General features: G+C 43.8%; 22 protein-coding genes. 14 read left to right on the forward strand and 8 right to left on the reverse strand.

What is annotated here, in order from left to right; all coding sequences use genetic code 11:
* Positions 1 to 276: 276 nt before the first annotated feature.
* A complete protein-coding gene (locus G337_RS0109505) occupies positions 277 to 480 on the forward strand; it encodes a cold-shock protein (protein WP_028863676.1) in 204 nt (67 codons plus the stop codon).
* A 167-nt stretch (positions 481 to 647) separates the two neighbouring features.
* Here the strand turns inward: G337_RS0109505 and G337_RS0109510 are convergent, their stop codons facing one another.
* Positions 648 to 1,622, reverse strand: a complete 975-nt coding sequence (locus tag G337_RS0109510) for a TDT family transporter (RefSeq protein ID WP_028863677.1) — start codon at positions 1,620 to 1,622, stop codon at positions 648 to 650.
* Between the two features lie 146 nt (positions 1,623 to 1,768).
* Here G337_RS0109510 and G337_RS0109515 point away from each other — a divergent pair, with 146 nt between their 5' ends.
* Positions 1,769 to 2,671: a LysR family transcriptional regulator gene (locus G337_RS0109515; RefSeq protein ID WP_028863678.1), complete on the forward strand. Its 903-nt coding sequence runs from the start codon at positions 1,769 to 1,771 to the stop codon at positions 2,669 to 2,671.
* A gap of 63 nt (positions 2,672 to 2,734) precedes the next feature.
* Here the strand turns inward: G337_RS0109515 and aroC are convergent, their stop codons facing one another.
* Both aroC and prmB read right to left on the reverse strand, forming a co-directional pair.
* Positions 2,735 to 3,823 (reverse strand): chorismate synthase, encoded by a 1,089-nt coding sequence (aroC, locus tag G337_RS0109520; protein ID WP_028863679.1) that lies wholly within the window; start codon positions 3,821 to 3,823, stop codon positions 2,735 to 2,737.
* Between the two features lie 73 nt (positions 3,824 to 3,896).
* Positions 3,897 to 4,808, reverse strand: a complete 912-nt coding sequence (gene prmB, locus G337_RS0109525; RefSeq protein WP_028863680.1) for a 50S ribosomal protein L3 N(5)-glutamine methyltransferase — start codon at positions 4,806 to 4,808, stop codon at positions 3,897 to 3,899.
* Positions 4,809 to 4,876: 68 nt separating this feature from the next.
* Between prmB and smrB the strand changes: the two genes are divergently transcribed.
* From smrB to nhaD, 3 genes are all read left to right on the forward strand, one after another.
* Complete coding sequence (gene smrB / locus G337_RS0109530; protein ID WP_037027284.1) at positions 4,877 to 5,422, forward strand: endonuclease SmrB; 546 nt, start codon at positions 4,877 to 4,879, stop codon at positions 5,420 to 5,422.
* 265 nt (positions 5,423 to 5,687) lie between these two features.
* Entirely contained in the window at positions 5,688 to 6,509 is an 822-nt protein-coding gene (locus G337_RS0109535; protein WP_051303118.1) for a hypothetical protein, read from the forward strand.
* A 169-nt stretch (positions 6,510 to 6,678) separates the two neighbouring features.
* Positions 6,679 to 8,118 carry a sodium:proton antiporter NhaD gene (gene nhaD, locus G337_RS0109540; protein ID WP_157619262.1) on the forward strand — a complete coding sequence of 480 codons (1,440 nt, stop codon included), beginning with the start codon at positions 6,679 to 6,681 and terminating at the stop codon, positions 8,116 to 8,118.
* Positions 8,119 to 8,164: 46 nt separating this feature from the next.
* On the opposite strand, the gene G337_RS0109545 is transcribed toward nhaD, so the two are convergent.
* The 5 genes from G337_RS0109545 to G337_RS28185 all read right to left on the reverse strand — a co-directional run bounded on the left by G337_RS0109545 (position 8,165) and on the right by G337_RS28185 (position 12,363).
* Positions 8,165 to 10,870 (reverse strand): AAA domain-containing protein, encoded by a 2,706-nt coding sequence (locus G337_RS0109545; RefSeq protein WP_037027285.1) that lies wholly within the window; start codon positions 10,868 to 10,870, stop codon positions 8,165 to 8,167.
* Positions 10,870 to 11,181, reverse strand: coding sequence for a hypothetical protein (locus tag G337_RS29025; protein ID WP_028863685.1), 312 nt, complete (start codon positions 11,179 to 11,181; stop codon positions 10,870 to 10,872). Before G337_RS29025 ends, G337_RS0109545 begins: the two co-directional genes overlap by 1 nt.
* Positions 11,144 to 11,557 (reverse strand): hypothetical protein, encoded by a 414-nt coding sequence (locus tag G337_RS29030; RefSeq protein ID WP_028863686.1) that lies wholly within the window; start codon positions 11,555 to 11,557, stop codon positions 11,144 to 11,146. Before G337_RS29030 ends, G337_RS29025 begins: the two co-directional genes overlap by 38 nt.
* 79 nt (positions 11,558 to 11,636) lie before the next feature.
* On the reverse strand, positions 11,637 to 12,113 hold the full coding sequence (gene sixA / locus G337_RS0109560; protein ID WP_028863687.1) for a phosphohistidine phosphatase SixA: 477 nt from the start codon (positions 12,111 to 12,113) through the stop codon (positions 11,637 to 11,639).
* A 109-nt stretch (positions 12,114 to 12,222) separates the two neighbouring features.
* Positions 12,223 to 12,363: a TIGR02808 family protein gene (locus G337_RS28185; protein WP_084605325.1), complete on the reverse strand. Its 141-nt coding sequence runs from the start codon at positions 12,361 to 12,363 to the stop codon at positions 12,223 to 12,225.
* A 239-nt stretch (positions 12,364 to 12,602) separates the two neighbouring features.
* On the opposite strand from G337_RS28185, the gene G337_RS0109570 reads away from it, so the two are divergent.
* From G337_RS0109570 to G337_RS0109610, 9 genes are all read left to right on the forward strand, one after another.
* Positions 12,603 to 13,562 (forward strand): AAA family ATPase, encoded by a 960-nt coding sequence (locus tag G337_RS0109570; RefSeq protein WP_028863688.1) that lies wholly within the window; start codon positions 12,603 to 12,605, stop codon positions 13,560 to 13,562.
* Positions 13,562 to 14,506 carry a DUF58 domain-containing protein gene (locus tag G337_RS0109575; protein WP_028863689.1) on the forward strand — a complete coding sequence of 315 codons (945 nt, stop codon included), beginning with the start codon at positions 13,562 to 13,564 and terminating at the stop codon, positions 14,504 to 14,506. The genes G337_RS0109570 and G337_RS0109575 overlap by 1 nt, the downstream gene beginning before the upstream one ends.
* Positions 14,490 to 14,987 (forward strand): DUF4381 domain-containing protein, encoded by a 498-nt coding sequence (locus tag G337_RS0109580; RefSeq protein WP_028863690.1) that lies wholly within the window; start codon positions 14,490 to 14,492, stop codon positions 14,985 to 14,987. Before G337_RS0109575 ends, G337_RS0109580 begins: the two co-directional genes overlap by 17 nt.
* Entirely contained in the window at positions 14,980 to 15,963 is a 984-nt protein-coding gene (locus tag G337_RS0109585; protein WP_028863691.1) for a vWA domain-containing protein, read from the forward strand. Before G337_RS0109580 ends, G337_RS0109585 begins: the two co-directional genes overlap by 8 nt.
* Entirely contained in the window at positions 15,953 to 17,923 is a 1,971-nt protein-coding gene (locus tag G337_RS0109590; protein ID WP_028863692.1) for a vWA domain-containing protein, read from the forward strand. The genes G337_RS0109585 and G337_RS0109590 overlap by 11 nt, the downstream gene beginning before the upstream one ends.
* Positions 17,923 to 19,617 carry a BatD family protein gene (locus tag G337_RS0109595; RefSeq protein WP_028863693.1) on the forward strand — a complete coding sequence of 565 codons (1,695 nt, stop codon included), beginning with the start codon at positions 17,923 to 17,925 and terminating at the stop codon, positions 19,615 to 19,617. Before G337_RS0109590 ends, G337_RS0109595 begins: the two co-directional genes overlap by 1 nt.
* Positions 19,618 to 19,860: 243 nt before the next feature.
* Positions 19,861 to 20,874 (forward strand): amino acid ABC transporter substrate-binding protein, encoded by a 1,014-nt coding sequence (locus G337_RS0109600; protein ID WP_028863694.1) that lies wholly within the window; start codon positions 19,861 to 19,863, stop codon positions 20,872 to 20,874.
* Positions 20,875 to 20,916: 42 nt separating this feature from the next.
* Complete coding sequence (locus G337_RS25975; RefSeq protein ID WP_028863695.1) at positions 20,917 to 22,101, forward strand: amino acid ABC transporter permease; 1,185 nt, start codon at positions 20,917 to 20,919, stop codon at positions 22,099 to 22,101.
* A gap of 1 nt (position 22,102) precedes the next feature.
* On the forward strand, positions 22,103 to 23,182 hold the full coding sequence (locus G337_RS0109610; RefSeq protein WP_028863696.1) for an amino acid ABC transporter permease: 1,080 nt from the start codon (positions 22,103 to 22,105) through the stop codon (positions 23,180 to 23,182).
* The last annotated feature ends 9 nt before the right edge of the window (positions 23,183 to 23,191 follow it).

Here is a 23,191-nt window from a genome sequence, read left to right on the forward strand (position 1 = left end):
GAAACCTGCCGGCTCGGAGAGCATTTATGAGTTAATTTTTTAACTCGCTTCGTTAGCTTTTTTATGAAATTAAATGAGCTTAATTAACTGGTATTTTACAATGAACTACAATTTACTCGACAGCTGATGCGTATTGCTAAGCAAACAGCCTAATTATCTGTCATGTACAGAAAATGACTTATATATCTAAGTTTATGCATATGCTGTTTATGGAATTACTGCAGAAAAAATATTACTGCGGTAAAGAAAATATGAATTTAAAGAGGAAAGCACAGTATGAGTAAGGGCACAGTAAAGTGGTTCAATGCAGACAAAGGTTTCGGTTTCATCACCCCGGAGGATGGAGGTAATGATCTGTTTGTGCACCACTCGGAAATCAAAACAGGTGGTTATGCTACGCTAGATGAAGGTCAGAAAGTAGAATTCGAAGTCGGGCAAAGTCAGAAGGGACCGTGTGCAAATAACGTTGTACCGATCTGATTTGAAGTAATACCCCATAATAACGGGCACGTCGATAAGGTGTGCCTGCTGTTGGCGCTAGTCTTCTAGCCGCCTAAATTTATTATACGCCTGGAAGTACTTGTATTATAAAGAGCAGCTAAGCCTGCTGCAGTAATGTTTCAGGGCTTTGTACTCTTTCCCCAATCTCAGCGGCAGATTAACCGTCCGCGCTCTGCCGAAAAATGCACAAGATACCTGAAACACACATAGGCCACCATCAAAGTTGCAATCAGCAGCTCAATATTTGCTAAACGTTCCACCATAGCGGCCAGCTGCGGATCAAATTTAGAGACAGATAAATAATCAGCCGTTTTATACAAAGCTGTTGCACCAATTACTAACGGAAAAGTAAAGGCAGAATAAGCCGGACTGAAAGGCAGGCGCAGCAGTTTAGTAAAAGCAAAATAAATAAAGAAGGTAGCAAATACTGCAGTTCCGCCTAGTATAACCACCAGCAGATGGTGCGGATTTTCAGCAATGGTTAAATAACCAGCTAATAATAAGCTGGCAGGCGCGGCAAATACCGCAATAGTCGGCTTTTCACTATCAGAAATAGAGGCTGTAAAAAATAAACGGTATAACATAACAGGCAGTAATACTGCATAAGCTGCCAGACCGAATACAAACAAAGTCTGCGCCAGCGGCGCAAAAATACCGCCCGGAAATGAAACAGCCGCCACCACTATGCCTACCGGCGGAATAAACCAGCTCGGCAAAATATGTTCAACAGTGAAACTTTTACAGCGGTAATAGATAAAAACACTCAAGAAAAGCAGATGCAGCAAAATTGCAGTCAGCCATAAGACTTGTGCTAAAGAGTGATCAAAACGGCTGATATTCTTCGCCACGACCATAGCCGCCATGGCAAATGTCGGCACCACGCTGCCGCTCATATGATGGCTTAAATCCTGTTTTAATAAACCGGGATTAAAGATAAATTTAAGCAGCAGCAGAATTAATAAAGCTCCGCCTGTCAGCGCGCCAAGCATCTGCGCTTTACCCTGCAGATCCGCTTGGTTTTCCCAGCACCAGCCTAAACTTGCAATACCTAAAGCGAGGCCCGCCAGCGCAGTCGGCGTATTACATAAAGAAGTATTCACTTTTTTTATTTTTTGAATCATTGCTCTGCTCTCGCCTGCTTTAATATGAAATGATTATAAATCACAATGTTTGTTAAGAATAGTTTAAAGTATTTAACTAGGTGTTAAGGTACACTTAACGAAATAACCGTATAATCTACTGCTTCATCCAATCCTGCGAGGTTTATGTGCATATTACCTTAAAACAGCTGCAGGTTTTTATCTGTATTACTCAGGAAAAAACCATTACAGCAGCCGCCTTAAAGCTTTTTATCAGCAAACCGGCTGTCAGCATGGCGCTGGCCGAACTAGAAAAACAGTTAGGTCATAAACTCTTTGAGCGTAAAAATAACCGCTTAATCATTAATGAACAGGGCAGGCAGTTACTGCCGCTGGCGGATGAACAGATTGAACGCAGTAAAGAGATAAGCAGCTTATTTAAACCGGCAGCTCAAAGCCGCGGTAAACTGAAAATCGGCTCAAGCAACACTATCGGCAACCATGTTATCCCCTCTCTGCTGGGTGATTTCAGAGTTACATCCAGTCAAAGCAGTCAGTCTTTATTAATTGATAACAGCACCTTTATTGCTCAGCAGCTGAAAGATTACGAACTGGATATAGGCTTAGTTGAAGCAAATATCTTTGACAGTGAGCTGCACTCAAGCCGCTGGCTGCAGGATGAAATGCTGATAGTCTGTAACAGCGGACATCAGCTGGCACAAAAAAAACAGGTAGCATTAAAAGATCTGGAAAAGCAGCAGTGGATTTTACGCGAAAACGGCTCCGGTACCCGTGACTTTTTCTTAAAACAGATTGGTGAAAAACTAGCTGCTTATGAGGTCTCGCTGGAGCTGAATACTACTGAAGCAATTATTAACTGTGTCTCTGCAGGGTTAGGCATCAGCTGTATGTCGAAACTAGCCGCACGTCATGCGCTTAAAGATAGACGCTTAGTACAGTTAGATTTAAAGCTCAGTGAAGATATAACTATGACACGTGACTACTGGCTTATCCTGCATAAAGAAAAATACCAGAGCCCGTTATTAAAGCAGTTTATTGAATTTGCACAAAACTGGAAGCTGCCCTTTTAAGCATAAAAAAACGCATTAAGTAAACAGATACCTAATGCGTTTTCAGCAGCTTATTAAGAAAAATTATTTAATAAAAGGCGTATTAGTTGTTACATGCAGATTCTGTGCACGGTGACGAAGCAGGTGATCCAGCAGCGTTATCGCCATCTGCGCTTCTGCAATCGGCACTGCGCGGATACCGACACAGGGATCGTGACGTCCTTTAGTGATCATCTCTGTCGCTTCACCGTCAGTTGTGATGGTACGGCCCGGAATAGTCAGACTTGATGTCGGTTTCAGGGCAATATGCGCGATAATATCCTGGCCGGTTGAAATACCGCCTAATATACCGCCGGCATGATTGGATAAAAAACCCTCCGGTGTCATTTCATCGCGATGCTCAGTGCCCTTTTGCGCGGCAACAGCAAAACCGTCGCCAATCTCCACACCTTTAACGGCATTAATGCTCATTAAAGAGTGTGCAAGTTCAGCATCTAAACGGTCAAATACCGGCTCGCCCAAACCAACCGGCACAGCAGAAGCAACCACAGATACTTTAGCACCCACTGAGTTGCCCTCTTTAATCAGAGCCTTCATGTAATCTTCAAGTGCTTCTAATTTCGACGTATCTGGAAAGAAAAACGGATTGTTTTCAATCTCATTCCAGTCAATCGAATCTGGTTTAATATCACCGAGCTGGCTTAAATAACCACGAATTTCAATGCCGAACTGCTCTTTTAAATATTTTTTAGCAATCGCACCGGCGGCTACACGCATAGCCGTTTCACGCGCCGATGAACGGCCGCCGCCGCGGTAGTCACGATGTCCGTATTTCTGGTGATAGGTGTAATCAGCATGACCGGGGCGGAACAGATCTTTGATCGCCGAATAGTCTTTTGAACGCTGGTCGGTATTTTCAATTAACAAACCTATGCTGCAGCCGGTTGTTTTACCTTCAAATACACCGGATAAAATCTTAACCTGATCCCCTTCCTGACGCATCGTAGTATAACGCGACTGTCCAGGACGGCGTCTGTCTAAATCGTGCTGCAGATCTGCTTCACAAATCTCTAAACCTGGTGGAATACCGTCAACGATACAACCTAGAGCCGCACCGTGACTCTCACCAAATGTGGTTACTTTAAAAAGTTGACCAATACTGCTTCCTGCCATGATTTTTTCCCGCTTGTCTGTGACTTAAAACCGGAGGTTATATAACCTCCACCTTATTTGATTGTTCTTAAACTTAGAACTCAGCTGCATCAATCTGTGCTTTGGTTAATACAAATACACCATGCCCGCCCGCTTTGAATTCGATCCAGGTAAAGGGAACGTCTGGATAAGCCTGCTGCAGATGTATCTGTGAATTACCGACTTCAACAAATAACACGCCGTTTTCAGTTAATTTACTGCTCGCCTGCTGGAGCATTTTACGTACTAAGTCTAAACCGTCAAACCCGCATGCTAAGCCCAGCTCAGGTTCATGTTTAAACTCTTCCGGTAAGTTTGCCATATCTTCAGCGTCAACATAAGGCGGATTCGAAACAATTAAATCGTACTTTTCCTGCTCAATGCCGGAAAAAAGATCTGACTGAATCGGGAAAACCTGCTGCTCAAGCCCATGCCCCTGAATATTAATTTCCGCGACATCTAAAGCATCTTCAGAAATATCAACGGCATCCACTTCCGCTTCTGGGAAGGCATAAGCACAGGCTATTGCAATACACGCACTGCCGGTGCATAAGTCGAGAATACGTTTAGGCTCCTCTTCAACCCAAGGTGCAAACTGTGATTTAATTAACTCAGCAAACGGTGAACGCGGCACTAAAGTACGTTCGTCAACATAAAACTCTAAACCCGCAAACCAGGCTGTATTGGTTAAATAGGCAACCGGAATACGCTTTTCAATACGCATAACAATCAGCTCAGCTAACATTTCCCGTTCACGTCTGGTTAGGCGTGCCTGCAGAACACTGTCGTGGCTGTCCATGGCTAAATTCAATGAAGGTAATATAAGCTGAAGCGCATCATCCCAGGCGTTGTCTGTTCCATGGCCGTAAAAAATCCCGGCGCGGTTAAACTCGGTTGCAGCCCAGCGCAGCATATCCTGGATAGTGACCAGTTCATTAACGGCTTCATCTGTAAAAATCGTATCCAACTTATTCTCCAATTAAGGTAAACTCACGCAACTTTGTTTTATTTAAATAAGCAGCAATAGGAAAGACCATGACTAATAAAAATAAAAACGATGATTTTTCGCTATTCAGCGCTGAGTTTTCAGGTATCAAAAAGTTGCAACAGGATACCATAAAACTACCGACTAAAAACATGAAGAAAAAAGAAGCCGTCAAACAAAAGCGCGAAGAAACATTTGAAGCAAATCATTTCTCCGACGGGTTTGAACCCCACCTTCCGGAAGAGGGCCCGGTTCGTTACTGCCGTGAAGATGCAGATAAGTATTTAGTAAAACAGATAAGACGCGGTGATTTTGCACCGGAAATTATCCTCGATATGCACGGCCTGACACAGGAAGAAGCCAAACGTGAATTAGGCGCACTCATCGCCTGCTGTAAAAAAGAGGGGCTGTACTGCTGCAGCGTGATGCACGGTGTTGGTAAACATATCTTAAAAAAACAGGTACCGTTATGGCTTGCTCAGCATCCGGATATTTTAGCCTTTCATCAAGCACCGCTTGAATTCGGCGGACACGGCGCCCTGCTGGTTTTAGTTGAACTGGAAGACTGGCAGATGAAGCAGGAATACGAAAAATAATTGAGTTAAAATAAAAAGCACTTCAACCTGCAGCAGCCTGTTATTCCGCAAAGAAAATACGCTAGGCCGACTACAGAAGTGCTCAGCCGCGTCTCAACTTTTGACTGATTTGATAATCAATCCTATCTTTTAACTATGCTTTATTGCCTTATTAAAACAGTCGTGGTCCCATTTAAGGGCAGTGCAAGAGAGGTAATTGCTCAGATTAGTGCATCATTAATATTTTGACTGCCGGCAGACAAACTTCAAACAGCAAGGAAAGCTTATGTTAAAAAAGCTTTTAACCTTATTCACTGTATGCGCATTGTCTCTTATACTGCCTGCTACAAAGGTGCCTGCAGATGTAATTCCCCTGCATGTCCCGGTTCTTGAAGAGAGTCCTGAGCAGCACCTGTTCTACCATGAGCTCCTGGAAACAGCTATTGAAGAAATTGGCCATACCCCTGAATTGACAGCATCCCAACTCCCGCAGCTTAGAATTAAAAGCTACCTGCAGCACGGCTTAATCAGCCTGTACTGGATGATCGAATCTGAACAGAGAAACCAGGACTACATTCCTATTGAGATAGGGCTTACCAGTAAATTAATCGGCAAAAGAGTTTTATTTATTAAAAAAGGCGACCAGCATTTATTTGAGACGGTGGAAAATCTTGAGGACTTTCGAGATTTAAACTTAACGGCACATTTAGGCAAAAAATGGTTTGATGTCAGGGTCTGGCAGGAAAATGAGCTTGCCTATAAAGAGCACTCCGGCAGCTGGAAACAGATTTTCAGAATGATTGAGCTGGGCACCAGGCATAATTACTTCCCCAGAGGAATAAATGAGATCCTTGTAGAAGCGGCGGAATACCCGAATCTAGCGATAGAAAAACGCCTGGTTTTAATCTACGACCGGGATTTTCGTTTTTACCTGAGCAATACAGGTATCAACGCCGGCAGCAGGTATAAAGCAGTGATTGAGCAGGCTCTAAAAAAAGCCCGGGAAAGCGGCTTAATAAAGCGTTTAATTAAGAAATACTGGGGCAGTGAATTCGAAATATTAGATTATGACAACAGAATAAAAATTCTTCTGCAGACACCAGAATAATAAAGACAGGCACACCTTAATAGTATTAACCAGCCCGAAAACAGGCACCTCATTTCCCTGCGTAAAATAAAAATTCAAATTATTTGGCGCACATCATATTCTCTTCCTGCAAACATGCCTGTCTGTACTATTCTTAACCTTACATTGCCTCAAGGAGCTGATATTAAACATGAAAACAAAACAAATAATATTAGCAGGCTTAGGAATACTAAGCGCCCCGGCGGCCTTTTCCGCTTCACAGACACTAGACTTTACAAATGCACCTGTCGGTTATGCTTCCCTGGTTTTTTTTACCCTTGCATACTGTCTGGTAATGGGAGAAGAGTTTTTACATCTGCATAAATCCAAACCTGTACTGCTGGCTGCCGGGTTGATCTGGCTTATGATCGGCTGTGTACTGAAACAGCAGGGGCAGACAGAAATTGCTCAGAATGCGATAGAGCACAACTTACTCGAATATTCTAAACTGCTGCTGTTTTTATTAGTTGCCATGACTTATATAAATGCCATGGAAGAACGGCGCTTATTTGATGCATTACAATCCTGGATGGTAAGCAGAGGATTCGGCTACAGGACCCTGTTCTGGCTGACCGGTATCCTGTCTTTTATCATTTCCCCTATTGCCGATAACTTAACAACAGCATTATTGATGTGCGCAGTGGTGATGAAAGTAGCGGGAAACAACAGTAAATTTATTAACCTTGCCTGTATCAATATTGTAGTTGCGGCAAACGCCGGCGGCGCTTTCAGCCCGTTTGGTGATATTACCACCTTAATGGTCTGGCAGACCGGGCTGGTGTCGTTTAGTGAATTTTTAACATTATTCTTTCCTTCCCTGGTCAACTATTTAGTTCCCGCTTTAATCATGTCGCTGTTTGTACCTAAAGCACAGCCGCATACAGTCAATGAATATATTGAACTAAAACGCGGTGCCCGGCGTATTGTTCTGCTGTTTTTATTAACCATAGCAACAGCAGTTGGTTTTCATGCCGTTATGCATTTACCTCCGGTAATCGGAATGATGATGGGACTGGCTTATTTACAGTTTTTTGCATACTTCCTGCGCCGCACGCTGGCCAGATCACTGGCCAAAAAAACCAGAAGAGCAATCGCTAACAATGATGAAGCAGCGCTTAGGCGGATTGGTTATGTAGTACCTTTTAATGTATTTAAACGTATCTCTGATGCGGAGTGGGATACCTTACTGTTCTTTTACGGCGTTGTTATGTGCGTCGGAGGGTTAAACTTATTAGGATATTTAGATCTGGTCTCTGAAATTATGTACAGCCAGTGGAATCCTGTATCGGCCAACATTATGGTTGGCGGCTTGTCAGCGATTGTAGATAATATTCCGATTATGTATGCAGTCTTAACCATGGAGCCGGACATGTCTTTAGGAAACTGGCTGTTAGTGACCTTAACTGCCGGAGTCGGCGGCAGTATGCTCTCTATCGGCTCAGCCGCCGGTGTTGCTTTGATGGGAGCATCACGAGGTAAATATACCTTCTTTGGTCACCTGAAATGGGCCCCTGTCATTGCACTTGGCTACGCAACCGGGATTATGCTCCATCTGCAGCTTAACAGTCAGCTGTTTGATATGTGGCCTTAACAGCCCTGCTTTGTACGGTAACGTCAGTAACTGCCTAGGTTTACTATCACAGCAGCGCTGTTTCCTGCTCAGGCGGCATATCTAATTTACTCAGTATCTGCTCTACACATGCCTGCTTATCCGCAATCCACAAACCATAACTAACCGGCAGTATATCAATGCCTGCGCGCTTAAACAGTTTGTAGCTGTTTAACTCAAAATAATCTGTCCAGGGGCCGGGATAACCAATAAGATCCAGCGCTAGATAACGCCCGTTACTGCGGCATAAAATATCCGCTTCAGTCCCGGCAACGGTATAACCGGGCCAGTGGTCAATCCCCAGTTCATCTAATAACTTAATCACCGCCCGCTGAAATTTATCCAGTTCATTTTTCGCTGTATGCCGGACTTCAAATTCGTTAACCGAGTTAATATAGGACTTTAACAGGCTGTTATCCGGGAGCTGATTTTCATCAAGCGACAGAAACAGCCTCTGCAGCTGCCGTGCCCTGGTAACTGTGACATTAAAAACATCAGCTTTATTGAGGTAAACAGCGGCCCGGCGTGAATTATTATCAACAGCAAAGGAGATATAAATAATATCCCGCTCTTCCCCTTGAAAACCAAAAGGTGTAGCGGCGCGGATATTATGTTTTAAAATATCAGATTCACTCAGATTTAAACTGATTTGTTTCGCTAAGTATTCTGCCTGATGCCGGAAAGGAGAGATAATGCCCAGACTGTGAATAACACCCGTTTGTGCATCTTTGTTTATCTGCGCAGTAACAGCCTTAATCACTTCAGCGGCTTCAACCTTATTAATCCCTGATCTGTCCCGGCAGCCGCAGCTGCGGTGAACAAGCAGATGACCGCTTGTGGTACAGGGGCGGTGCTGCATTATTTTTAATTTATTCTGATAAAACATTGTATTGCTGAAATTGATCAACTCAGGTTTGCTGCGGAAATGTTCATCTAAAAACGCCACCTGTTTATGACTGGCAACCGCAGCTAAGGTCAAATCCAGAATAGAATTATCTCGGTAGCTTACCACTCCAGGCATCTGCTCCGTAAGATTATGGCGGCTCAGCAGCTGCTGCTCTTTAGCCCGCGCAAGAAACGAATAATGTCTCAGCTGTTTTGTATCACCAACCACCATCACCCTTTTGGCACGATATAATGCCGGCAGACAGCTGCTGATATTACACTGGGTTGCCTCATCGATAATCAGCAGATCAAACATCTGTGCTTTTAAAGGCAGAACTCGGTGTAAAGCGTTGAGACTGGCTAACCAGACCGGGAAAGCCGAGAAAAAAGGTCTATATTCAATTTCGTCAAATAATTCAAACTGCCGTTTTGAAGTCCGGCTGCGGATAGCTTTATTAAACGCCTGCAGAGACTTACGCTGAGTTTCAATAAGTTTCTGCAGATTTAAATTTTTCAATTCACTAAGATAACTTCTTGATAAAGCTTCTCTGTGCATCTGCTGCTCATTAACATCCTCCAGTACCTGCCACTGCTTGACCAGTTCACGGATCCCTCTGCGTGCAAATGACAAATAAACTTTTTTAAACCACAACTGTTCTCGCTGCTCAAAACCCCGTAACCTCTGCCCTCTGACGATAGCAGCCCGGCAGAACTTTACAAACTGTTTTTCTAAGCGTTCTAACTTTTTATTAAGCTTCTGCAGCTGCTGTTCACTGTCAGCAGGATTTTTTAAATCCTGCTCAGTAAAGTATCCAGACAACAGATCCGCAACATAACTCTTTAATTTTTTTAGAAATACTTTTTGACCCGCGCGAATAGAGATATCACCTAAACCAAAAGTAACATCCAGCTTATGCGCAATCACATCCAGCGCACTGTCATTATCTGCAGCTATCAGTACCGACTCCCCTCTTGCCATATGCTCCGCGGCGACGGCGGCAATGGTATAACTTTTACCGGTACCAGGAGGCCCGGAGGTACAGCCGATACTAGCATTGGCGGCAATAGATAAAACTTTCTTCTGTGCGCTGGAAAGTAAACCGGGCAGATAATCGTATTTTAATAATTTATCTGTTTGCCCTACTGCCTGCGGTTCAAATAAATTAAGCAGTGCGGCTGACTGCTGCTGTGACTCAATAATGGTTTCTATTTCATGAAGCACACCACGGCTGCTTGCAGAACGCTCAATAAAAACCAGCATTGATGCCGGTAACAAAACATTTCTGCCGCCTTTAACAGCCTGTTTAATCTGCGGCATCTCTGCCAGTTTTGGAAAGTTTAATAAGCCCAGAGAGTCAATATCTAAGGGACTGTCTTTTAACCATGAGGTCCATAAAGAGGGTTGGTACAGAAAACCGCACTCCCGGCTTGAAGGGATATTATTACTTTCCGGCTTGAGCAGCTGGGTTAAAGGTTCATTTATCTGCACCGATTCCCGGCTGACAGAAAAATAATAATCATCATTATCCTGCTCAATTTCAGCTTCATTAAACAGCAGCGGCGAAACCACTGATTTCATTTCACCGTTTATTTCTAATTTACCGACAAAAATAAAACTGGCATAAAGTAAAACCCGCTCGCGCTGATAAACCTCAACACGTTTGCTCATCTGTTCGGCAAAATCAGCCGGGATCGGCAGCCGCGGCAGAAACCCGGCACCTAAATCATCTGAGCCCTGCAGTAACAGACAGTCCTCTTTTTTAAGTTTTAATAGATTCCACAGATTAAGGTCGCTGCTGTCTTCTTTATAACAGTCGCGATAATAGGCCAGCCTGCTGTTTAAATTCATTATTCGGCTGCCGCTTGTTTCTGCAGATAGAGCAGGTAAGCGCCCCAGATAAAACTCAGGCAGATAATCAAACTGCCGATCACAAAGCTTATATCAGCAAGCAGTTGAGTATGCTGCAGATTTCCGGTCATAGATAATAAATTTCCCCAGTCATGGGACTCTTTGCCCAGGCCGGAGATTAAGGGAAGGGAACGACTTTGCGCGTCTGCAATGTAAGGGCTGATATCGATAAAGCTCTGACCACACCACCACAACATAATAGATGCGCCGAAATTATCTTTCTGCTGAATAGAGAAGGCGAAAAATAACATGGCCGAATTCATGAAAGGGTAAATTGACATTATGTAAAAAGGAGCCGCCGATACTTACCCAGTCCCGCTCTCCGAAAATAAAAGAACAGCCCCAGATAAAAAACAGCACAAAAATAATAACACGGCCGTAAAAAGCCAGACTGTCCACTTTTTCGGGTACGCTGAAAAAAACATCCAGCAGCCTGGCACAGAAAGAGTCTTTTTGATCGGAGCAGTCAACATCCGGCGGCGGCTCTGTTGATAAACTTTTATCTGAGGGAGCCTGCCATTTAGCATAGACAATACCGCAGGCCGGACACATTGCCTGATGAACTAATTTATCGTATTCATTTCGCTGATAAGCGCAGTTCGGGCAGACTGGATACTTAATGGTCATTCTATTGTCCTTAATAGTCTGACAAAGATAGTACTGTGAATCAGGAAAAGCAGCTAATGCTGCTTTTTGACACTGTTATTTAAGCGGCTGATATTTGCGCAACACTGGTTAAACTGTGCAGGCAGGCAAAACCACTTTCATCCAGCTCCACATGTCCTACGGTCGAGGTAGCAAACGCAGGCACGCCGGCCGCCGGAGTTAATTCTCCAACTATATAACCAACTAGCGGCAAGTGTGAAACTATCAACAGTTTTTTCACACCGCTTGCCTGTAACGCTAAAATCTCATTAACTGATTTTCGAGCACTTCCGCTCGGCGTTAAAAACTTAATAACCTGAACATTATCTACTTCAGGAAAAAACGGGCATACAGAGTCCCAGGTCTGCAGAGCACGCAGATAGGGGCTGACCATAACCGCATCAAACGTTATGCCGCCGGCAGCTAAATAAGCGGCCATTTTTTCTGATTCTGTGCGCCCAACCGAGGTCAGAGCCCGTTCAGCATCCGAACAAGCCATCATTTCCGCCTGCCCATGGCGCATAATATAAATCTGCATAACGCTCTCCTCGAGCTATAAAAAAAAGCCCCGCTGTAAGAATACAGGGAGCTTATCAATAATTGCTTTATTTCAATAGTGCTTTTGCGCTAGCGAACAATAATTGTGATTAATCTTCGACGGGAGTATCACCGGACACTTTTAAAATTGCCACTGCAGCAAGAAATACACCGATAAAACCAGCGACAAATATCGTCGGCATAGCTAAATAACCGAGAGTATGCCAAATAATCGATTCCAATTCGCTCATTTTAATTCCTTAAATTTAGTTAAATTAGATAAGAGTTTGTTAATGATACGTAAATAAGTCCTAAAAAAACATGTGCAAAATCATAAAAATCAGGATTAACAGACTTTTGACGACTGCCCTAATAATATTATTACTTCAAGCGTCTTTAATTAACAGGTAATTATGGAACTTTTTAATCTTGAAGTTGACTGTTATTGGCAGTATATTTTTCATTCTCTTTATTTAAGCAGATTATAATCATGGCAAAACAACAACTTAATGCGTTACGAACTTACCTTAATAAAATGATTTTAGGACAGAGTGAACTGGTAGACGGTTTATTGATTGCTTTGTTAGCAGACGGTCACATTCTTGTTGAAAGCCCGCCGGGACTGGCTAAAACCCGTGCGATCAATGCATTGTCCGACGGTATTGAGGGTGATTTTCACCGTATTCAGTTTACCCCGGATTTATTACCCTCTGACTTAACCGGCACAGATATATTCCGTCAGGAAACCGGAGAATTTATTTTTGAAAAAGGCCCGCTGTTTCATAATTTAATTCTAGCCGATGAAATAAACCGCGCACCGGCAAAGGTACAGTCTGCGTTATTAGAAGCGATGGCCGAACATCAGATCACTGTTGGTAAAAAGACCTATAAACTGCCGGAGCTTTTTCTGGTAATGGCAACGCAGAATCCGCTTGAGCAGGAAGGAACGTACCCGCTTCCAGAAGCACAGTTAGACCGTTTTATTATGCATCTTGAGCTGGATTACCCGGATGCACTGACAGAAAAAGAGATTTTAAAACTCAATCAGAAAGAGATATTAAAAGAAAAAATTGCCGAAGTGACTCCTCTGCTTAATGAGCAGATTTTTGCAGTTCGTCAGGAAATAATGAACATCACTATTGCCCCGCATTTAGAGCAGTATCTGATTGATCTGATTATCGCAACACGCCAGCCGGCACGTTACGGTGAACAGTTAAACGAATGGATAAGTTACGGTGCCAGCCCCCGTGCAACCATTGCATTAATGCGTACGGCAAAAGCCCGCGCATGGTTAGATAACCGAGATTACGTGATGCCCGATGATATTATTCAAAATCTCTATCCGGTTTTACGCCACCGCCTTATTTTAAGTTACGAAGCAGAAGCACAGGGTGTTAATGCCAACCGTGTCATTAAAGAGATTATTAATCAGGTAGCGATTCCAGCCTAATGAATACCACTAAACCAAAGATATTTGCCGACACGCCCTATCAGACGGGGATCAACGTCAGCTTAAATGAACTGCTCAGCTATAAAAAGCAGGCTAAGCTGCAGCTGCAGCCGGCGGCTAAAGCGGCTTATCGGCAGCTGTCCGGAAATTATCTGGCAAAAATTAAAGGTCGCGGCATGGAGTTTGCCGAAGTACGCCATTATCAGGCCGGAGATGATGTGCGCACCATCGACTGGTCTGTAACCGCGCGCACCGGCAAGGCACATACTAAATTATTTCAGGAAGAAAAAGAGCGCCCGGTTTTTATTTTATTAGATCTTTCCGACAGTATGATTTTCGGCAGTCAGTTTGTTTTTAAATCTGTACAGGCCTGTCATCTGGCGGCCCTGCTCAGCTGGCAGGCAAAACAGCGTAATGACCGCCTCGGCGGCATTGTCTTTAATCAGCAGAAAGCAGCTGAATTAAAACCGACCGGCAGAAATAAAGGTCTGATGACTTTCCTTCATCAAAGTGAACAGTTATGTACCACTCAGGCATTTAAAACCACAGCGGCTGCGCAGTCCTTGTTCGTGCAGCTGAAACGCCTTTCCCGTCTGGTGCAGACAGGCAGCCAGGTGCATTTAATCAGTGATTTTTCACAGCTTGATGGACCCTGCCGGAAATTAATCAGTCAAATTCGCCGTCATAATCAGATCAACGCCTGGCAGATCAGCGATCCGCTGGAGCAGGTTCTGCCAGAAGATGTACAGCAGACGAACCTGAAAGTAAACAGCCTCTACGGAAGCGGCTTTTTTAAACAGAAAAATGCTTTACAAGAATATCAGGAGGCTGCTTGTGAACGTCAGCAGAATGTCGTTAACACCTTTCTGAAATACGGCATTCCACTTTACCCGATATCAGCTTCCAGCTCATTAATGGAGCAGTTTCATGCCCCCGAACGATAACCAGAATCCGCTTGCTCAGCTGCACGGCATTATAGATCCGGATACAGCATCTTCCTGGCCTCCGCCCTTTATTTACTGGCTGCTGGCAGTACTCGTTATTATTTTACTAGCGGCTGCGGTATATTTTTTCAAAAAATATAAAGAAAAAAAAGAACTGCAGAAAAAAGCGCTGCAGGAACTAAATCAGTTAAATAGCAGCAAGGGCAGTTTTGCCTCCTTAAATCAGCTGTTAAAAGGCACTGCCCTGCTGTATTTTCCAAGGTCTGAGGTCGCTTCGCTGCACGGTGAATTGTGGTTTGAATTTTTACAAAACTATTCAGCGGAAACTATTTTCCAAGATAAACAAACGTTTAGCAGACGCCTTTATCACAGCACTGCACAGCCCTGCAGTGCGGATGATTTTCAGCAGGCTGGAAACTGGATAAAAAATTTACCGCATCAGATTAAAAAACAACAAAAAGAGAGCAGTAAAAATGTTTGAGTTTGTTTATCTATGGATTTTCCTGCTGTTACCTCTGCCCCTGGTTTTCCGCTATTTCTTAAGCGCACAAAAACGTACCTATACCCAGGTGTGGATCCCGCTGGCCAAGGGATTAAGCGGCGAACAGTCACAAAATCAGCGCACTAACTTAAGCGCCTTTATTCCCTGGTTAGTATGGCTTTTATTACTCAGCGCATTAGCCAAACCTATCTGGTTTGGAGAGCCTGTTCGCCTGCAGCAGCAGAGCCGCGATATGATTTTATCGCTGGATCTGTCGGGCAGTATGCAGGAAGTAGATATGCCCTTAAACGGCAAACAGGTCGAGCGTTTAACCCTGGTAAAAGATCTGTTGAAAACCTTTATTGATAAACGTCACGGCGACCGTTTAGGTTTAATTTTATTTGCCGATCACGCCTATTTACAAACACCGCTGACTTTTGATCTCAACACCATACAGCAGATGGTTGATGAAGCAGAAATAGGTTTAGTCGGGCAGCGTACCGCAATTGGGGAATCCATTGCTATGGGCATTAAACGCTTTGTTGAAAATAAAAATGAGCAGCGGGTGCTTATTTTAATTACCGACGGTGCAAATACCGCCGGCACCATAAAGCCGCTTACGGCAGCTAAACAAGCGGCTAAAAACAATATCACTATTTACACTATCGGCATTGGTGCCGATGAAATGATTAAACGGGGCCTGTTTGGTAAACAGCGCATCAATCCGTCCGCAGATTTAGATGAAAAAACCTTAACAGAAATCGCCCAATTAACCGGCGGCTTGTATTTTAGAGCAAGAAACCAGGATGAATTACAAGACATCTACCAGAAGATTAATAAATTAGAGCCTATTGACAGCGATTTCTTAGAATTTCGTCCGGAAAAAGACCTCTTTTACTGGCCCTTATCGGGCGCTCTTTTAGTCCTGTTTTTATTTGCTTTATATTTTAAATTAAGAGGCCGTTATGCTGCCTGAAACCACCTTTATACCGCTAGAATTTTTACGTCCAGCCTGGCTGCTGGGAATAATTGTTGTATTTTTATTCTCACTGCTGCGTTACCGGAGCACTAAAAATAATCAGGGACAAACCTTGATTGCCCCGCATTTAAGCAAAAATCTGGTAAGTGCCCCGGATAAGTCTAATGCAGGACAATTCGCTTTCACTGCACTGGCTGTCATTGCCTGTATCTCTTTATCCGGTCCGAGCTGGCGTCAGCTGGAGCTTCCGGTTTATGAAATGGAAAAAGCCCAGGTTGTTGTTTTAGACCTTTCCTATTCAATGTATGCAACAGATGCAAAACCCAGCCGCTTAACGCAGGCCAAGTATAAAGCCATCGATCTGATCAAAAAATGGAGTGAAGGTGAAAAAGGCTTAATTACCTACGCAGGGGATGCTTTTACCATTTCGCCGTTAACCGTTGACGGGAATTCCATTATTAATCATATTCCGCATCTCTCACCGGAGATAATGCCGGTAAGCGGCTCGCGCGCAGATCTGGCCTTAGAAAAAGCAATAGAGCTGATGACTAACGCCGGCTACAAACAGGGACATATTGTTTTTCTCAGCGATGATATTGATAAACAAACTGCAGAGAAAATGATCAAAGAGCTGAAAGGCAGTGACTGGGTTGTTTCAATTTTAGCCATGGCAACCCCGAAAGGTGCGCCGATAAAACTGCCCGACGGTTCATTATTAAAGGATGAAAACGGCAGCATAGTTGTTCCTAAATTAAAGGGTAAACCTTTTTACGATATCACCCGTGCCAGCGGCGGCATGTATTTAACCTTTACTAATACGGCTGAAGATGTCGACAAATTAGCACAGCATTTCTCTGTTAAAGAGGCGCGGAAAAATACATCACAGCAGTCCGCTAAAAATGAGATGGTCATAGACGACGGTTACTGGCTGGCCTTTTTATTACTGCCTTTATTCCTGCTGCTGTTTAGAAAAGGAGTCTTCTACGTGCTGCTTATAAGTGTCTCTCTGCAGCTGTCCAGCCCGAAAGTAGAAGCTTCTGTGTGGAAGAATAATCAGCAGAACGCATTTCAGGCTTATCAAGATAAAGACTATCAGAAAGCAGTTGAACTATATGAAGACCCTCTCAATAAAGGCGCCGCCTATTATCAGAATAAGCAGTATAAAGAAGCCTTAGCCTCCTTTACCCAGGCTGCCGCTGAAACACCTGAAAACGCAGATGCATTTTATAACCAGGGCAACAGTTATGCACAGCTGAAGGAAATTGATAAAGCGATCCGCTCTTATCAAAAAGCACTTACTCTCCGGCCTGATTTTCAACAAGCACAAGACAATAAAAAACTCCTTGAAGATCTAAAAAAACAGCAGCAGGAGCAGAAAGACAAACAGCAAAGCAGCGAACAGCAGGAAAGCGACCAGCAGCAAAGCGACCAGCAGAGCAGCGAACAGCAGGACAGCGAACAGCAGCAAAGCGAACAGCAGAGCAGCGACCAGCAGCAAAGCGAACAGCAGAGCAGCGACCAGCAGCAAAGCGAACAGCAGCAAAGCGACCAGCAGCAAAGCGAACAGCAGCAAAGCGAACAGCAGGACAGCGAACAGCAGGACAGCGAGCAGCAAAGCGAACAGCAAAGCAGCGAGCAGCAGAACAGCGAACAGCAGAACAGCGAACAGCAGAGCAGCGAGCAGCAGGACAGCGAACAGCTGGAAAAAGAAGCACAGGAACAGCCTGCACAAACTGAGCAGGAAACTGAGCAGGAAACTGAGCAGAAGGATCAGCAGCAGCTCAATGCATTACAAGAAAGCGGCGAAGTTAACCAAGAGTTAGAGCAGCTGCCGAACTGGCTGAAAAATATGCCCGACGATCCCTCTTTATTACTTAAAAACAAAATGCGTCTTGAATATCGAAAAAGGGCTTTATCACAGCCGGTAAAACAAGAAAATAACGGAGCTATCTGGTAATGAAAATATTATTTACAATTATTACAAGCCTATTTTTATCACTGTTTATTCACCAAAGTGTGTCAGCAGCACAGGTACAGGTGCAGACATCGGTCAGTGATCATTCCGTATATTTAGGCGATATGTTTACATTAACTATCGAAATAAACAGCACCAGCTCAGACTATCAGCTGGACACTCGTCCTTTAGAAAAAGACTTTACCGTTTATCGTCCTTCGAAAAGTCAGCAAAGCAAATTAATCAATGGTAAATTTACCCAGCTCACCCAGTGGCAGGTCACCCTGCAGGCAAAAGCAATAGGTACCTTTACCATTCCCGCTTTAAAAATCGGTTCGCTAAGCAGTAAAAAAATAGCCATTAGCGTCGAAAAACCCTCTGCACAGGCAACAACAAGCAAAGATAATGTCGTGTTTATAGAAAACAGCATCAATCGAGAGACCCTTTACCTGGGGCAGCCGCTGATATTTACCACTAAGATTTTTCTTTCACAAAACAGTAATGAATTAAACCTGCTGAATCCGACTTTAGATGATGCTGATATTGAAGTTTACGGAGAAGATAAAAACGGCCAGACAATCCGCAACGGTATCCGTTATAAAACCATCACCCGAAAGTACCAGATAACCGCTAATAAAGCCGGTGATTTTACCATCAACTCGCCCCTTTTAACCGGCAGCCTGCGTAAAACGGTTCGTGTCAATGACTGGAATAACCGGATTATTGCCGATCCCATTAATATTCGCGGTGACAGCCTGAAAGTGACCATCAAGGAAAAACCAGCGAACTATCAGGGAGAATGGCTGATCAGCGATGATGTTCGTCTGGTTGAAAATCAGAGTCTGGACGGCCAGAGCTACCGCGTCGGAGAGCCGATCACCCGCAGCATCGCACTGCAGGTCGCTTCAATTAATAAAGACAAGCTGCCGGTGATTAATTTCAATTATCCGAAAAGTCTGCGTTTTTATCCGGATCAGGATGAATTAAAGGAAGGCCAGGCAAACGATCTGCTCTATGCACAGCGCACCCTGCGTCATGCGATCATCCCGGATCAAAGCGGTCAGCTTATCCTGCCGGAAATAAAAGTGCCATGGTGGAACAGCCGCACAGATAAACAGGAATTTGCTGTTTTACCCGCACAGACATTAACCATTCTGCCGGCAGAAAAAGAGCAGACAGCCGAAGAGAGAAACACGGTACCGCAGGCGGCTCCCGCGGTAGATACACCACAGGAAGCACCTGCAGTTGCTGCTGCAGATAACAGCGCTGTAGTTATATGGCAGGTTATTTCTGCTGTACTGTTATTTTTACTATTCATATTAGCGGCTTATCATTACTCTTACCGACGAAAGGCAGCCGCAGAGCAAAGTCCCCCTGCTCCTCCTCCCTTAAACCAGGAGCTTGTGAGCCTGCATAATACGTTGCAGAAACAGGATGCGCCTCTTATTTACCAGGCACTGTTAAGCTATGCTCAGAGTGAATATCAGCAGCTGAAAAGCCTGTCACAACTGCCTGATTATCTGAATTTAAATGCTCAGGATAAAAAACAGTTAGCTGATGAAATTAAAAAATTAGAAAACCGCTGCAGTGATCCGTCTATTACCTGGGATGCAGTGCAGTTAAGTCAGCTAATTAAAAAACATCGGCAGCATAAACCGCACAGCAGCGACAGTAAGGTTATGAATATCAACCCGTAATTATGTATGTTTTTTGAACAGCAAACATATTTGTATCATGATTAACATGTTTGCTGTTGGAAAATCACACTTTTTGTTTATTTAACAAACGATATTGTGAGAGAACTCTTGTAACAGTTAACAATTTCGTAACAAACTGGAGTTTCATATATTCTTTTCTATGCTTGATTAATCAATCGAAAGTAAGGTTTTCACTTTCCATATATTGAAATTGATATCAATAACATAGACAAGGATATAAAAATGAAATTGACGAAAATAGCTTTAATGCTGGGTATTGCTTCACTGCTTCCTAATCTTGCTTCAGCATCAACACTGGACCAGGTTGTTAAAAAAGGTGTATTAAACTGCGGCGTTTCAACGGGTATCCCGGGGTTCTCTGCAACCGACTCTAAAGGTGTATGGAAAGGTATTGATGTCGATTTTTGTCAGTCAGTAGCAGCGGCTGTATTAGGCGATCCTGCAAAAGTTAAATATATTCCACTAACCGCAAAAGAACGCTTTACTGCATTACAAAGCGGTGAGATTGATCTTTTAGCCCGCTCTTCTACCTGGACCGCAACACGTGATACCTCACTGGGTTTAAACTTTGCCGGTGTTAACTACTACGACGGCCAGGGTTTCTTAGTTAATAAAGAGCTCGGCATCAGTTCAGCCAAAGAGTTAGACGGCGCAACTTTCTGTATTCAGGCAGGTACTACCACAGAGCTTAATTTAACCGACTACTTTAAAGCGAATAAAATGGCCTATAAAGCGGTTACTTACGATACATCCGGTCAGACTATTGACGGTTTCAAAAAAGGCCGCTGTGACGCGGTTACCTCTGATGCATCGCAGTTATACGGTTTAAAACTTAAAATGAACAAACCTAATTCGGTGGTTGTTCTGCCGGAAATAATCTCCAAAGAGCCGCTAGGTCCGGTTGTACGCCAGGGTGATGACCAGTGGTTTAATATTGTCCGCTGGACCATGTTCGCTACTTTAGAAGCCGAAGAGTTAGGTGTCAGTTCTGCGAATGTCGATGCACAGCTTAAGTCTCAGAATCCGGGTATTAAACGTTTATTAGGTACTTCCGGCAAAGCGGGCGAAAACTTAGGTCTGAGTTCTGACTGGGCGTACAACATCATCAAAAAAGTTGGTAACTACGGGGAAATGTTTGACAGAAACGTTGGTAAGGGGTCACCGCTGAATATTGAGCGCGGGCTTAATAATTTATGGAATCAGGGCGGGTTAATGTACTCAATGCCAATTCGATAAATTAATATTGGGGGAGCAAAACTCCCCTTTTTAAGGCTTGTTATGAACAGTTCTCAACTCCCCCCTTCCGCTAACGGATTCTTAAACAACCCGCAGAATCGAGCCGTTATTTTCCAGGTGCTCGCATTAATGTTTGTTGTTTTTCTCGCTTATTATTTCGCCAGCAACATGTTCGATAATGTCGAAAAAAGAGGTATTACCACTGGTTTCTCTTTTTTAGATGATGTTGCTGGCTTTGGTATCAGCCAGACGCTTATTGAATATGATGACGCCGGTTCAACCTATTACGATGTATTTATTGTCGGTTTATTAAATACGCTGTTAGTCTCGGTTATCGGTATTTTTTTCGCGTCTGTATTAGGTCTGCTGATAGGTGTAGGGCGATTATCATCAAACTACTTAATTTCTCGTCTGTCTCTTGTTTATATTGAGACCTTCCGCAATATTCCAATCTTACTGCAGATCCTGTTCTGGTATAACGTGGTGCTGGCGGCACTGCCCAGTCCGCGCAAGAGCTTCTCTTACCTGGACTCGGTATTCTTAAACAACCGCGGGCTGCTGCTGCCGGAGCCGATTTTTGAAAGCGGCAGCAGTGCGATTTTAATCGCTTTGATACTGGCTGTGACCGGTGTGTGTTTTCTGGCCCGCTGGTCGAAAAAACGCCATGATTTAAGCGGTGAAGAGTTCCCGTTAATCAAGGTCTCAATTGCAATAATCGTGCTGGCTCCCGTTGTGGTTTACTTTATCAGCGGTCAGCCGATTTCCGCCGAATACCCGCACCTCAAAGGTTTTAACTTTAAAGGCGGCCTTACCATTATTCCTGAACTGCTGGCCTTAGTGTTTGCACTAAGTATCTATACTGCAACCTATATCGCCGAAGCGGTTCGTGCCGGTATTGAAGCAGTGCCTAACGGTCAGAAAGAAGCGGCTAAGTCCCTAGGTTTAAAAGATCACATTATCTTAACTAAAGTGGTTTTACCGCAGGCATTACGCGTCATTATTCCTCCGGTTATTAACCAGTATCTTAACCTTGTTAAAAACTCGTCATTAGCCACAGCTATCGGTTATCCGGAAATTGTCACTCTGTTTTCAGGCACCACCCTTAACCAGGTCGGCCAGGCAATTGAGATTATTTTAATGACTATGGCCGTTTATTTAACATTCAGTATCGTTATTTCATTAATGCTGAACTGGGTAAATGCGAAAATGGCAATCAAAGGAAGATAAAATGGCTACTTATGCAGTGAAAGAAGCCAAACCAGCCCCCTCTACCAGTAAAGGAGTGCTGTTTTGGTTAAGAGAAAATCTATTTTCGGATATAAAAAACAGCCTGTTAACCTTAGCCGGATTGTACTTTTTATATACTATTATCCCGCCTCTGCTTAACTGGATGATCTTTGATGCCACCTGGAGCGGCGCACAGGATGAAGTTGTAAAAGAAGGGGCAAGGTGGATATTTATTGTTGAAAAATTGGATCAGTTTATTTACGGATTTTACCCAGAATCTCTGCACTGGCGCCCTAATCTTGTGGCTCTGATCTGTATCGCTTTTCTGCTTTCTATGAAATTCGTCAAAAATCTCAATCTGAAAATAGCGCTGATTTTAGCCTTTCCTGTTGTCTGTTTTATTCTGATCAGCGGCGGCTGGTTCGGTCTGGAAATTGTTGAAACAGAAAAATGGGGCGGATTAATGCTCACCGTACTGGTGGCGGCCGTTGGTATTATCGCCTCATTTCCGATCGGTATTATCTTAGCCTTAGGGCGCCAGTCACATATGCCCATTGTAAAAACCCTGTGTGTCGGTTTTATCGAATTTGTCCGCGGTGTTCCTTTGATTACCATACTGTTTATGGCATCTGTTGTACTGCCGCTGTTTTTCAGTGACGGCATTGATTTTGACAAACTGCTGCGTGCACTGATCGGCATCACCCTGTTCCAGGCGGCTTATATTGCAGAAGTGGTTCGCGGCGGACTGCAGGCAATCCCCCGCGGGCAGTATGAGGCAAGTGAGTCTTTAGGCCTTAGTTACTGGCAGGGCATGATTTTAGTTATTCTGCCGCAGGCTTTAAAAATCTCCATCCCTAACTTAGTGGGGTCTTTTATCTCCCTGTTTAAAGATACCACCCTGGTCCTGATTATCGGCTTATTCGATATTCTAGCCATGGTAACCCTTACTAACAGTGATACTAACTGGCTGGGTTATGAGGTCGAAGGTTATGTCTTTGTTACCATTATCTACTGGGTTATCTGTTTTACTATGTCTCAATATTCTAAAGCTATTGAACGTAAGTTTAATACCGAGCACTAAAAGGAATTA

The sequence above is a fragment of the Psychromonas aquimarina ATCC BAA-1526 genome (assembly GCF_000428725.1).
In the GTDB taxonomy this organism is placed as follows: Bacteria; Pseudomonadota; Gammaproteobacteria; order Enterobacterales; family Psychromonadaceae; genus Psychromonas; species Psychromonas aquimarina.